Origin of the sequence: Mycobacterium kyogaense, from assembly GCF_003254575.1 — a bacterium.
In the GTDB taxonomy this organism is placed as follows: Bacteria; Actinomycetota; Actinomycetes; order Mycobacteriales; family Mycobacteriaceae; genus Mycobacterium; species Mycobacterium kyogaense.
Genome location: NZ_QJUA01000010.1, coordinates 1 through 12,426 on the forward strand (window position 1 = coordinate 1; position 12,426 = coordinate 12,426).

At 70.4% G+C, this 12,426-nt stretch carries 12 protein-coding genes and 1 tRNA gene; 6 read left to right on the plus strand and 7 right to left on the minus strand.

All coding sequences use genetic code 11. The annotated features are described in order from the left end of the window. From DMB80_RS28810 to pgm, 5 genes are all read right to left on the minus strand, one after another. Window positions 1–1,124: hypothetical protein (locus DMB80_RS28810; RefSeq protein WP_111509658.1), on the minus strand; the 1,124-nt coding region annotated here is incomplete at its 3' end. A gap of 348 nt (window positions 1,125–1,472) precedes the next feature. Next, a complete protein-coding gene (locus DMB80_RS09665; protein ID WP_111509659.1) occupies window positions 1,473–4,064 on the minus strand; it encodes a helix-turn-helix transcriptional regulator in 2,592 nt (863 codons plus the stop codon). Between the two features lie 153 nt (window positions 4,065–4,217). Then, a tRNA-Ala gene (locus DMB80_RS09670) sits at window positions 4,218–4,290 on the minus strand. 56 nt (window positions 4,291–4,346) lie between these two features. Next, window positions 4,347–5,615: an MFS transporter gene (locus tag DMB80_RS09675; protein WP_111509660.1), complete on the minus strand. Its 1,269-nt coding sequence runs from the start codon at window positions 5,613–5,615 to the stop codon at window positions 4,347–4,349. Further along, on the minus strand, window positions 5,612–7,246 hold the full coding sequence (gene pgm, locus DMB80_RS09680; RefSeq protein ID WP_111509661.1) for a phosphoglucomutase (alpha-D-glucose-1,6-bisphosphate-dependent): 1,635 nt from the start codon (window positions 7,244–7,246) through the stop codon (window positions 5,612–5,614). Before pgm ends, DMB80_RS09675 begins: the two co-directional genes overlap by 4 nt. Window positions 7,247–7,305: 59 nt before the next feature. On the opposite strand from pgm, the gene crcB (DMB80_RS09685) reads away from it, so the two are divergent. From crcB (DMB80_RS09685) to DMB80_RS09695, 3 genes are read left to right on the plus strand one after another with little or no spacing between them, the layout of a single operon-like run. Then, window positions 7,306–7,701, plus strand: coding sequence for a fluoride efflux transporter CrcB (crcB, locus tag DMB80_RS09685; protein WP_111509753.1), 396 nt, complete (start codon window positions 7,306–7,308; stop codon window positions 7,699–7,701). After that, window positions 7,698–8,063 (plus strand): fluoride efflux transporter CrcB, encoded by a 366-nt coding sequence (gene crcB / locus DMB80_RS09690; RefSeq protein WP_111509662.1) that lies wholly within the window; start codon window positions 7,698–7,700, stop codon window positions 8,061–8,063. The genes crcB (DMB80_RS09685) and crcB (DMB80_RS09690) overlap by 4 nt, the downstream gene beginning before the upstream one ends. Then, the gene (locus DMB80_RS09695) at window positions 8,060–9,079 is read left to right on the plus strand and encodes a DUF190 domain-containing protein (protein WP_111509663.1); all 1,020 of its coding nucleotides are present in this window, start codon (window positions 8,060–8,062) and stop codon (window positions 9,077–9,079) included. The genes crcB (DMB80_RS09690) and DMB80_RS09695 overlap by 4 nt, the downstream gene beginning before the upstream one ends. Here DMB80_RS09695 and DMB80_RS09700 read toward each other — a convergent pair whose 3' ends face one another. Then, window positions 9,080–9,466, minus strand: coding sequence for a hypothetical protein (locus DMB80_RS09700; protein WP_420812164.1), 387 nt, complete (start codon window positions 9,464–9,466; stop codon window positions 9,080–9,082). Window positions 9,467–9,550: 84 nt separating this feature from the next. Here DMB80_RS09700 and DMB80_RS09705 point away from each other — a divergent pair, with 84 nt between their 5' ends. Then, on the plus strand, window positions 9,551–9,739 hold the full coding sequence (locus tag DMB80_RS09705) for a hypothetical protein (RefSeq protein WP_111509665.1): 189 nt from the start codon (window positions 9,551–9,553) through the stop codon (window positions 9,737–9,739). A 9-nt stretch (window positions 9,740–9,748) separates the two neighbouring features. Here the strand turns inward: DMB80_RS09705 and DMB80_RS09710 are convergent, their stop codons facing one another. After that, on the minus strand, window positions 9,749–10,690 hold the full coding sequence (locus DMB80_RS09710; RefSeq protein WP_111509666.1) for a DUF808 domain-containing protein: 942 nt from the start codon (window positions 10,688–10,690) through the stop codon (window positions 9,749–9,751). A gap of 178 nt (window positions 10,691–10,868) precedes the next feature. On the opposite strand from DMB80_RS09710, the gene DMB80_RS09715 reads away from it, so the two are divergent. Together DMB80_RS09715 and DMB80_RS09720 are read left to right on the plus strand one after the other, a co-directional pair. Beyond that, entirely contained in the window at window positions 10,869–11,879 is a 1,011-nt protein-coding gene (locus tag DMB80_RS09715) for a hypothetical protein (protein ID WP_111509667.1), read from the plus strand. A gap of 67 nt (window positions 11,880–11,946) precedes the next feature. Beyond that, window positions 11,947–12,423, plus strand: coding sequence for a hypothetical protein (locus DMB80_RS09720; protein ID WP_111509668.1), 477 nt, complete (start codon window positions 11,947–11,949; stop codon window positions 12,421–12,423). Window positions 12,424–12,426 lie beyond the last annotated feature (3 nt).

Genomic DNA, 12,426 nt, shown 5'->3' on the forward strand with positions numbered 1-12,426 from the left:
CCCTTCACACCGGTGCTGGTAACGGTGCCACTGTTACCGCCGTTGCCGCCCGGCCCGCCCGCAGCGCCGGTGCCGCCCATGCCGCCGTCGCCGCCGGCGCCACCAGGCATTCCGGCCGCCCCTGCCCCGCCGTTACCGCCGTTGCCGCCTTGGCTGGCCGCTACGGCTCCGCCCGTGCTGGTCGCGGCGCTGGCGTTGCCGCCGTTACCGCCCGCGGCTCCGGTCCCGCCGTTACCGCCGTCGCCGGCTCGGCTTGCGGCCAAGGCAGCGGCCGTCACGGCGCCGGCGTTGCCGCCGTTGCCGCCCGCGGCCCCCGGCGTACCGTTGCCGCCTCTGCCGCCGTCGGATGCCGCCACACCGCCGGTGCTCGTCGCGGAGCCGGCATTGCCGCCTCTGCCACCGGGGTTGCCGTCACCGCCAGCGCCGCCACCGCTCGCCGTCGGGCCGGCGCCGGTGTGGTCGCCGTCGTCACTTCCCGCGGTGCCGGGGCCTCCGGTGGGCGTCGGGTTGACCCCGTCCGCGCCGCGGGCACCGGCGCCGCCCGCGGTGCCGGTCGCGCCGGTCGCGCCTGCGATGCCGGACGTGCCCGTCGCGCCCGCGGCGCCGTCGCCGCCGCGGCCACCCGCGCCGCCGTTACCGAAGAGCAGTCCGGCGTTGCCCCCGTTGCCGCCGGCCTGGCCGGCGTAAACGGCGTTGCCGCCGGCACCTCCGCTGCCGATGAGGTACGCGCTTCCCCCGTTACCACCGTTAGCTCCATTGCCGCCGTTGCCGAACAACAAGCCACCGTTGCCGCCGTTGCACGCCGCACCCACGCAGTCGGCGGCGGCGTCGACGCCGTTGCCGAACAACCCGAACAGCGGGCCCACCGACGCACCGACCCGGACGACTTGGGTAGACGAAGTCACGGTGTGCTCGCCCGAGGTGGGGCACAGCGGTGCAGCCAGCGTGCACGACGGGGTCCCCCCGGCGAGCGGGGTGGCGTGTGCGGACCCGGCTCCGCCGAGCACCGCCGCACCCAGTCCCACTGTGAGCGCCCCGGCGTACAACCAACTCGACACCGGCATCACCCGGCGAGCGGTCCGATCGGTGACGTGGGTAGCGGCGGCGCGGTGTCGTCCCGTCATCGGGGCTCCTTCGATTTGGTGCGAACCCCAACTAGCACGACGAGCCGTACTGCCGATGAATCGCAGAGGAATACGCGGCCACGCACCCGGTGACCGATGCACTCACGACAGGAGGTCAGAGCTTGTCGCAGGCGAGGCGTGAACGCAGGTGGCGCCCCGTTGCTGGAACGACTGCCCGCAAAGTAGCGCACCGCTGTCCCCGCACCCCCGCGAAATCGCCTCCACGCCCGCATTTGCAGTAGCCGCGCGCCCACATTGCAGTAGTGCCCGCCGCCGCCCGATCATCGCGGCAGCAGTACTCGCCACCCCAGTGCGCTCCAGCTCCGGCGAAGGGATCAGGGCGGGGTGTCAGATGTCGTCGATCAGCCCGCCCAAACCGGCGCGTCCGGTGACACCGGCCTTGATGCTGGCGCGGTAGATGTGGCTTTCCACGGTGCGGACCGACAGCGATTCGATCTCGGCGATCTGGCGGTTGGTCAGTCCTCGGGCCACCAAGACGACGATCTCGCGCTCGCGATTGCTCAACGGCGCGGCGAATTCGGTGGTCGCGATGGCGGGGCTGGTCGCCCCACCGCAGGCTGCGGCCAGCTGCCTCGCGCGGGCTGCGGCAGTGGCGGCGCTGCCCCGACGGCCGGCCCGGCGATGCGACGTCGCCGCCTGGGCCGCAGCATCGGCGGCGGTCAGCCGATCGCCCATCGACTCCCATAGCGCCGACGCAGCGTCAAGACCGTGCGCGTCGTCGCCTCTGAACGCCGCGCCATGGCGCGCGGCCACTGCGGCGCGTGCGGTCCCCACCTGTTCGGCGAGTACGGCCAAGCGGTCGGCGGCGTTCGCGTCGTCGAGCTGCACCGCCGTCTGCAGGCACCACACTTCCCGCGCCTTCTGGTGATGATCGCGGGCGAAGTCGGCCGCAGCTTGCGCCAGGGCCCGGGCCTCGCCGAATCGTGATCGTGCTGCCGCGATCCAGGCTTCGGCGATCAGGTCCGCCGAATCGTAGTAGTGGTAGGCCGGTGGTCGACACTCGCGCGCCACCTCCAGTGCCCACATGGCAGCATCCGCCTCGCCGACCCGCGCCAGCGTTTGAGCGCGGAGCACCGCAAAACGGGGAAAACTGTTGGCGGCGTGGAACCCTCGTCCGATCCAGCAGCTCGGATCCGGGGCGGCCGGCAGATGTTCCAGGGCCGCGCGCAGGTCCCCGGCGGCCAGCTCAGTCATTCCCACGATCTGCTGAGCCACCTGCCGCATCGCGGCCGCGCGACCGTGCCTGCTGCGGGCGAACCGTCGGGCTACCTCCACAGCCTCGGCGATGCGCCCCGAGATCGCCAGCGCACTGGCATGAACCTCGGCGAGGGGACCGGAGAGGTGCGCGCCCTCAACGGTGGACTCCAACGCTTGTGCGGACACCGCGACGGCGGAGGCCACCTGATCCAGGTGGCCCAGCTCGCCATGGGCCATGCACGCTGCGATGCAAGCCATCGCCGTGCCGTACGGCTCGAGCTCATGGTCGTCGACCTGTTCCAAGGTGCGCAGCACCTCCAGGGTTCGCCCGGCCAGGGCCAGCTGATTGGCCCGGAACACCAGGATCTGCGCGCGCCGTTCACCGGTCTCGGCCCTGAGGGCTTCTTCCACGATCTGCCACGCCCGCTGGGGATCGCGCTGAGCCCACAGCGCCGTGGACGCAGCCAACACCACCTCGTTGCGGAAACCCGGACCGACCTCGCCGTGGTGCGGCGCCGCGGCAAGGACGTCACCGGCGGAGTCACCATCACCCATCATGAACAGCGTCCACGCCCGCGACACGTGCGCGCGCGGGCCCACCCCGGCCTCCGCCGCCGCGGCGAAAAGTCTTTCGGCCAGGTCGAAGTCGAGCAGGGAATTCGCCGCGCTACCCGCGGCCACCAGCACCTCGGGCCGCACGGTCAGGTCGGACTCCAGCCACAGCAGCCCTCGCTTGACCACGACCGCAGCGCCACCGCCGTCACCCATCGCCGTCGCGACCTGCCCCCGTAGCCGTGCCAGACGCGCCGACCCGCACCGCGCGCGCCGGATCTCGGCGAAGAGGGGATGGCCAACGCAGACCTCGTCACCGGTGATCCGGATCAGCCCACGATCTTCGGCCTCTTCGATGGCGTCCGGCCCGGCCAACAGCGCCAACGAGCGCCGGTCAAGCGGCTCGGCGACCGCAATCGTGTCGACCACCTCCAGCACCGGCCCCCGCAGCGCACCGACCTGAACTTCGACGACCTCGGCCAACGACGCCGACACCGCGACGTCTCCGCTCCACCGAAGCGCGTCGCCGTGCACGGCCAACCGTCCGGCGCGGGCCTCCTGCTCGGCGAGCTGCCGCACGTACAGCACGTTCCCGCCGGTCATCCTCCAGAATCGGTCGTGGCAGTTGGGATCCGGCGGCGCGCCGAACGCCGCTGCAAGTACTGCGCCCGTTTGCTCGCGTGACAGCGCCATCACCTCGCGCCACACGACCTCGCCGTCCCTGACCCACGCGCTCAGCGCCGCCGGCATGGGTTCCCCCATCCGGATCGTCATCACCACCGTTGCGGCCCCGGACCCCACCAGGTGCTGCACCACCAGAACGGACAGATCGTCAAGCAGATGGGCATCGTCGACAACGAGCAGCAGCCGGCCCGCGTTGGTACCCGCGATCATCGCTTCGCCCACCCGGCGGACCAACGCCGCCTCGCCGCCCCCGATATCGTCGGTCCACTGGGCGCACGCGCCCAGCGGGATGTGCTGACTGTTGGTCGTCGCCGTGATGGTTCGAACGGACCACCGTGTGGCGGTGGCGCGGGCGGCCGCCTCCCACGCCACCCGGGACTTGCCGACCCCCGCCTGTCCGGCGAGGACGAACCCTCGCCCGCCGCGCCCCTCGATCACCGCCATCACCTCGCCGATGAGGTCGTCACGACCGGCCATCGGCCACATCCGGGTCACAGCCGAACATTAACTGGACGCGCCTACCAATGAGACACATCCACATCGTTGTTGCGTCTGAACACCTCGCGGCCTGGGCTAGGACACTGCACCGCAATGCAAGAAACCGCCCCGACCGGGTGGTCAGGGCGGTTCAATGTCAAGTGGAGCTAAGGGGATTCGAACCCCTGACCCCCACACTGCCAGTGTGGTGCGCTACCAACTGCGCCATAGCCCCTGATTGTTGTGCTCATCGAAGCTACACCACGACCAGGTGTCGCTCAAAATCGCAGGTCACGGGCATTCCCCGCCGGCCTCCGGGCCCAGTGGGCGCACCTCCGTCCGCTCGCTGGGCACCTGGGGCCGGGTTTCCGGGGCGAACACCCAGCCGATGCATGCCACCCCGAGGATGACGCCGCTGACCAGGAACGCCAGCCCATATGACGTGTACTGCGCGATCAGCCCCACCAGCAGCGAACCGCCGATCGATCCGAAGTCGGCCATCATCTGGAACGTCGCGATCGCCGTCCCGCCCCGCGACTTGCTCCCGACCACGTCGGCGACGGCGGCCTGCTGCGGCGAGACGAATATCCCGGTGGCCGCCCCGGCGACGTAGGCCGCCACGAGGAACACCGGTAGCGATGTGGTGAACCCAACCACCGCCGTCGAGACCGCCGCCAGGCTCAGCCCGAAGATCAGCAGCTTGCGCCGCCCCAGCCGATCCGACAGATACCCGCTCGGGATGACCACCGAGATGTTGCCCACCGCGAACGCCGTCAACGCCACCCCGGCTGCACCCGGTCCGCGACCGAGCACCTCCACGACGAACAGCGGCACCAGCGCGATCCGCAGGCCGAACGATGCCCAGCCCGTCGCGAAATTCGACAACAGCGCCGCCCGGTAGGCGCGGTGCCGGAACACCGTCCGGAACGGCACGGGCTCCTCCACGTCCTCGTCGGATCGGGTGATCACCGTGGAGTTGCGCAGGCTGACGAACACCACCGTCGCCGCCACCAGCAGCGCCGCCCCGTAGATCAGGAACGGCGCCGACAACCCCAGTCCCGCAGTCAAACTGCCCAGGATCGGCCCGCCCACCGAGCCCACCATGAAGCCCGACGAGAACAGTCCGGCAACCCGACCGCGCGCGTCCGGCGGCGAGATGCGGATCATCAACCCCAGCGAGGACACCGTGAACATCGCCGATCCCACGCCACCGAGAGCCCGGAAAACCAAGAGCTGCCAATAGGTTCCGGCGAATGCACAGGCTGCCGTGGACACCGCGACGATCAGCAGTCCGCTGATGTAGACACGCCGCTCCCCCAGCCGTTGCACCAACATCCCGGCCGGCGGCGCGCCCACCAGCCGCATCACCGCGAACGCGGTGATGACGAACGTCGCAGCGCTGATGCTCACGCCGAAGTGCCGGGCGTACTGCGGCAGCACCGGAGCGACGACGCCGTACCCCAGCGCCACCACCACGTTGGCGACGACGAGCACCCAGACTTCGCGCGGCAGCCGCGCCTTGGTCGCGTCCCGACAGTCGCCGTCGGCGACGGAACTCACGAAATGACCGCCGACACCACTTCTCGCGCCGCCTCCTGCACCTCGGCGAGATGCTCGGGGCCGCGGAACGATTCGGCGTAGATCTTGTACACGTCCTCGGTTCCCGACGGCCGCGCCGCGAACCATGCGTTCTCCGTCGTCACCTTCAGCCCGCCCAGCGGTGCCCCGTTGCCGGGCGCACTCGTCAGCTTCGCTGTGATCGGCTCACCCGCCAATTCGGTGGCACTCACCTGCTCGGGCGACAGCTTGCCCAACCTCGCCTTCTGCTCCCGGTTGGCCGGGGCGTCGATGCGCGCATACGTTGGGGCGCCGTACTTCTCGGCGAGGTCAGCGTAACGCTGCGACGGCGTCGACCCGGTGACCGCGAGCATCTCCGAGGCCAGCAGCGCCAGGATGATGCCGTCCTTGTCGGTGGTCCACACCGAACCGTCCTTGCGCAGGAACGACGCTCCCGCGCTCTCCTCGCCGCCGAAGCCGATCGTCCCGCCGACGAGCCCGTCGACGAACCACTTGAACCCGACCGGCACCTCGACCAGCGTGCGGCCCAACCCGGCGACCACGCGGTCGATGATCGACGAACTCACCGCGGTCTTGCCGATCGCCGTGCCTGCCGCCCACTCCGACCGGTGCGTGAACAGGTAGTCGATCGCCACTGCGAGGTAGTGGTTCGGGTTGAGCAGCCCGCCGTCGGGGGTGACGATGCCGTGCCGGTCGGAGTCGGCGTCGTTGCCGGTGGCGATCTGATACGCATCGCGATTGGCGATGAGCGACGCCATGGCATTCGGCGAGCTGCAATCCATCCGGATCTTGCCGTCGGTATCGAGCGTCATGAACCGCCACGTCGCGTCGACCAGCGGGTTGACCACGGTGAGAGCAAGGTTGTGCCGCTCGGCGATCGCACCCCAGTAGTCGACGCTGGCCCCGCCGAGCGGGTCGGCGCCGATGCGGATGCCCTCGGCGGAGATGGCGTGCAGGTCGACGACGTTGGGCAGGTCGGCCACGTAGGCCTCGAGATAGTCGTGGCGCTGCACGGTGGTCAGCGCCCGTGCCAACGGTATGCGCTTGACCCCCTTCAACCCGTCGCGCAGCAGCTCGTTGGCGCGCGCGGCGATCACCTTCGTCGCGTCGGTGTCGGCCGGCCCGCCGTTGGGCGGGTTGTACTTGAAACCACCGTCGCGCGGCGGATTGTGCGACGGCGTCACCACGATGCCGTCGGCCAGCGCGGTGTCGCGGCCCCGGTTGTAGGACAGGATCGCATGGCTCACCGCCGGTGTCGGGGTGTAGCGATCGGCCGAATCGATCATCGTCACAACGTCATTGGCAGCCAGCACTTCCAGCGCAGACACCCAGGCGGGCTCCGACAGCGCATGGGTGTCACGCCCGATGAACAACGGGCCGGTGGTGCCCTGGGCCGCGCGGTACTCGACGATCGCCTGAGTCGTCGCCAGGATGTGCGCTTCGTTGAAAGCCGCGTCCAGACTCGAGCCGCGGTGCCCCGACGTGCCGAAGGCGACCTGCTGGTCGACGTCGTCGGGATCGGGCACGACCGAGTAGTAGGCCGTCACCACCGCAGCGATGTCGATGAGGTCCTCAGATTGCGCCGGCTGGCCGGCACGTGGGTTCGCAGCCATGGAACCGATTCTGCTACGCCGCGCGCCCCCGCAACACCGGGGACTGCATACTGTGCGCCATGGCCACAGACCGGCGTGAGTTGGCGGCGGTGTTCGCCGGCGGCGCCGTCGGCACGCTGGCCCGCGCCGGCCTCGAAGAGCTCGCGGCCGGTGATCCGGCGAGCTGGCCGTGGCCGACCTTCACCGTCAACATCGTGGGCGCGTTTCTGCTCGGACTGTTCGTCACCCGTCTGCTGGAACGTCTGCCCGTGTCGAGCTACCGCCGCCCGTTCCTGGGCACCGGCGTGTGCGGAGGTCTCACGACCTTCTCCACGATGCAGGTGGAGACGATCAAGATGCTCGAGCACGGCCATTACGGTCTGGCCCTCTCCTACACCGCGGCCAGCGTGGCCGCGGGCCTGGTGGCGGTCTACCTCGCGACGGCGCTGGTGCGACGGGTTCGGACCCGGCGATGACGGTGCTGGTGTGGTTCGGCGTCGTGGTCCTCGGCGGTCTGGGCGCGGTCACCCGCCTCACCGTCGACAAGGCCGTGTCGCGACGTATCGGCCGGCCGTTTCCGTTCGGCACGCTCGTCGTCAACATCAGTGGGGCCTTCCTGCTCGGTGCGCTCGCCGGAGCGGCACTGCGCCCGCACCTGGCGCTGCTGATCGGGACGGGCTTCGTCGGCTCGTATACGACCTTCTCGACGTGGATGCTGGAGACACAGCGGCTGGCCGAGGAACGCCAACTGATCTCGGCGCTGGCCAACATCGGCGTCAGTGTGGTCTGCGGCCTGTTCGCCGCCTGGCTCGGGCAGCGCCTGGGAGCCGCACTGTGACCGAAATACACACGCTCACAGCCTATTTCGCTGAACGCCAACGCAGTGGGGGCCAGTTCCTGGCCGACGTACTGTTGGAACACTGCGCGCGCGAACAGGTGGCCGCGAGCATCTGCCTGCGGGGCATCGCCGGCTTCGGTACCACGCACGTGCTGCGTACCGATCGCTCGCTGACGCTGTCGGAGGACCCGCCGGTCACCGTGACGGCCGCCGACCGGCCCGAACGGATCCGCGCACTCGCCGACGCGGTGATCGACTCCACCGAGCGCGGACTGATCACTCTCGAACGGTCGTGGGTGGCACCTGACGCACCGACCGGCGACGGACCTGTGCGACTCTCACTGCTGCTGGGGCGAAAGCAGCCGGTCGACGGCACGCCGGGATTCGTCGCGGTCTGCGAGGTGCTGCACCGGCGCGGATTCGTCACCGCCGACGTGTTTCTCGGCGTCGACGGCACCGTGGCCGGGCAGCGGCGCCGGGCGCGCTTCCTCAGCCGCAACACCGACGTGCCGGTGCTCGTCACCGGTGTGGGTCCGCGTGCGGAGGCGGTGGCCGCGCTCGACGAGCTCACCGCCCTGCTGGACACCGCGCTGATCAGCATTGCCCCGGTCGTGGTGTGCAAGGTCGAAGGCCGGGCCATCGCCGAGCCGCCCGGCAGCTGGCGCTCACACAAGCTCACGGTGCACACGAACGAGGACTCCAGACACGGGGGCCGACCCGTGCACCGCGACCTCATGGCGCGCCTGCGTGCGAGCGATCACGCCGGCGGCGCCACCACGCTGCGCGGGCTCTGGGGTTTCCGCGGCGGTCAGCGCCCGCACGGCGACCGCATCCTGCAGATCGGCCGTCATGTTCCGGTGACGACCACCGTGCTCAGCACCGACGCCACGGCGGCGGCCGACTACGCCGTCATCGACGAGGTGACCGCGGAGCACGGCGTGGTCACCTGCGAGCCGGTGGCCGCGTTGATCGCGGTGCACGACGGCCGTCGGCGCGGGACGCCGGCACTCGACTGATCAGCCGGCCAACACCAGCACGCCACCCACCGCCAGCGCGATCACCTTGACCACTTCCAAACCGACATAGGCCAGGTGAGCCCGCGACCGCGGCCCGTCCTCGCCGGCTTGGACGCGATCGGAGCGACTCGTCAGCGCCGGGCGCACCAGCAGCACCTGCACGGCAAGCACGACGACGGCCAGCACGACGACGCACATCGCCGCGCCCGACGCACCGCCACTCTTCTGCGCGGTGAACCCACCCGCGAGCACCGCAACGGCGAGGACTGCTTCGCAGACATTGAGCGCCCGGAACACCAGACGTCCGATACCGAGCCCGATCGGCAGGGTGACCCCTGGCGCCCGGAATTTCAGCGGCGCTTCCAGGAACGAGATCGCGAGCACCATGCCGAGCCAGATGAACGTCGCGGCCACCGCGACCGCCGAACCAGCGTGCACATGGGCGAGCTTATGAGGTGGCACGCTGAGGTGATGGACCGTGTCGCCGAACTCCAGCGCTGGGCCGATGCGGGCGCCGTCTGGCAGGTGATCACGCGGTCGGCGGGCACCGTCACCGTGGCGCTGCTGCGCTGTGACGGCGGTGAGGAAGCGGCCCGCTTCACGAGTTCCGATCCGGAACTGCTGGCCTTCGTCGCCGACCGGGACAGCAGCGAGGACTGACTTCGCCGATCAGGCGTGGGATTTCTTCTTCTTGCCGAACGGCAGGACAGACACGATTCCGACGACCAGAGCGCCGACGACGAGACCGATCACCGCCGATGCGGCAGTGTTAACCAGCCAGGCGAGCACGGCGCCGACACCGCCGACGTGGTGGACGTATTCCTCGGCGTGGTGCACGAGGGAGTAGGGGCCGTGCCAGCCGAGTGTGTCGGTGCCGACGAGCAGGATGTGCCCGCCCACCCACAGCATCGCCGCCGTTCCGACGACGGACAGGAAGCTCAGAAGCTTCGGCATACCGGCCACCAGCCCACGTCCGATGCGCTGCACGAAGGAGCTGGATCGCTGGGTGAAGTGGAGCCCGACGTCGTCCATCTTGACGATGCCGGCGACCACGCCGTAGACCGCCGCGGTGATCACCACGGCGACGACGAGCAGGATCAGCAACCGCGGCCAGAACGATTCTGCGGCAACCTCGTTCAGCGCGATCACCATGATCTCGGCGGAGAGGATGAAGTCCGTGCGGATCGCGCCCGCAACCATCTGCTTCTCGGCGTCCGGGCCTCGGGCGGCGGCGGTCTCGTGATGCGCGCCGTGGCCGAGGAACTTGCCGAACACCTTCTCGGCGCCCTCGTAGCACAGGTACGTCGCGCCGAGCATCAGGATCGGCGTGAGCAGCCATGGCGCGAACTGACTGAGCAGCAGCGCCGCAGGCAGGATGAAGACGATCTTGTTGCGCAGCGAGCCGATGGCGATCCGTTTGATGATCGGCAGCTCACGCTCGGCAGTGACCCCGTGCACGTACTGCGGGGTGACCGCCGTGTCGTCGATGACGACCCCGGCAGCCTTGGCAGTCGCCCGCCCCGCGGCCGCGCCCACATCGTCGACGGATGCGGCCGCCATCCTGGCCAGCGCCGCCACATCGTCGAGGAGGGCGAACAGTCCGCCGCTCACCCGACACCTCTGATCGCACATGCGGTCATGGCGGGAAGGGTACCCGCAGCGGCCTGCCAGGACTCTGCCAGCTCCGAACTGCCGGATAAGCGCTCAGCGGTTGTCGGGACACCGTGTTACTTTGCGCTGGGATCGCTCGGGGGCAGCGTGACGGGGTCCCCGACAGAGGGGGTGGAGCATGCCGAAGGTCGTCCGCCCGTGGCTGACGGTGGGGGTCGCCGCCCTCGGCATCGGCGCCATCGTCGCCGCACCCTCATCTGCCCCCAAAGGCGAAGTGCGCATCGAGAACTCGGCCATCGTCCAGAACGAGACGCAGGGTCCGCTGCAGTACTACCCCGACGTGCTGTCGCGGTCGCTGGCCAATGCGCGGCGTCTCGTCGCCGAATACCTCGAGGACCCGCTTCCCGTCGTCCGAGCGGTCGCCGACAACCAGCACCGCGCCGTCACCGAGGTGCTGCGGGCCGCCGCCGAACTGGACCCCGAGGCGTTCGCGCAGGCCGTCCTCTCCGCGGCGAACCAACCGGTCGTAAGTCTCGGCCGCGTGGTCGCCCGCGGCGAACCGGTCCGGACCGCGAACAGCCTGCTGGTCAGGTTGGCGTTGCCCGCAGCCAGTGGCGTGCTGGCCGGCGGAGCCGGGGTGGCCGACGTCGTCGATGCGGCGACCGACCTCGATCCCGTTCGTGTCGCCGGTGGGCTGGTCAATCTCCCGGCCCGGACCATGGACGGACTGCTCAACGGTCGCGTGGACGGTGAGCGCGACGAGTACTTCGGTCTTCTCGGGGCCGTCGTGGAAGCCCCTGTGAGCGACCAGATCTCGGGCCCTGTCGACTATCTCATCGATTCCCTGCAGGACATCGGCGACACGATCGCGGCATCTTCCTCCGACGCCGACGCCGACGCCCTGGCCCACGCGGCTGCGCCCCCCGGGGTGGCGTCTGCGGCGCCGGCCGCTGACGAGGAAGCTCCCGCACCACGGCCGCGGAGCACACGGACACAGCGCCGCGACACTGGTGTCGTAGCGGAGGACGGGGACACGCCGGCGCGCGACCGCTCCGCGGAGAACGGCGCCTCGCTGAGCTCCGATGACCCAGACCACGCAGATGCCTCCGACCCGTCGGGCACCGAGTCCACCTCGCGCCATCCACACCGAAAACATTCGCCGGCCGACACCGACGGCCCGTCGGCGTAGCTCGAGGGAGTTTCGAGCCGCGGCGGCTCGGGTATCTGCGGGGCACCCTGCGACAGATTGGTGGCCCATGAAATCCCATCCGAGGACCCGACTGGCCGTGTTCGGCGGCGCGACGCTTCTCGTGTTCGCCGTCGGCTGCGGCGGTGGCGACGGCGGCGACTCGAGCAGCACGTCGTCGACCACGGAGAGCAGCACCACCAGCACCACCAGCACATCGGTACCGGCCAGCACCGCACCGTCGATGAGCACGAGTCCCGCCCCCGGTGGCGCGACAGGCGGCGGCGACGCCAACGGTGGCGGCGGGTCGATCCCGGGTGGTCCCACGGGTGGCGGTGACGCCAACGGTGGCGGTGGCTCCATCCCCGGCGGTCCCACGGGTGGCGGTGACGCCAACGGTGGCGGCGGCGCAATCCCCGGCGGTCCCACCGGTAGCGGCGGGCCCGGCGGAGGCGGCGGCTCCATCCCCGGCGGCCCGACCGGTAGCGGCGGACCCGGCGGAGGCAGCGGCTGCGTGCCCGGCGTCGGCTGCATCTCGGTGCCCTGAGCC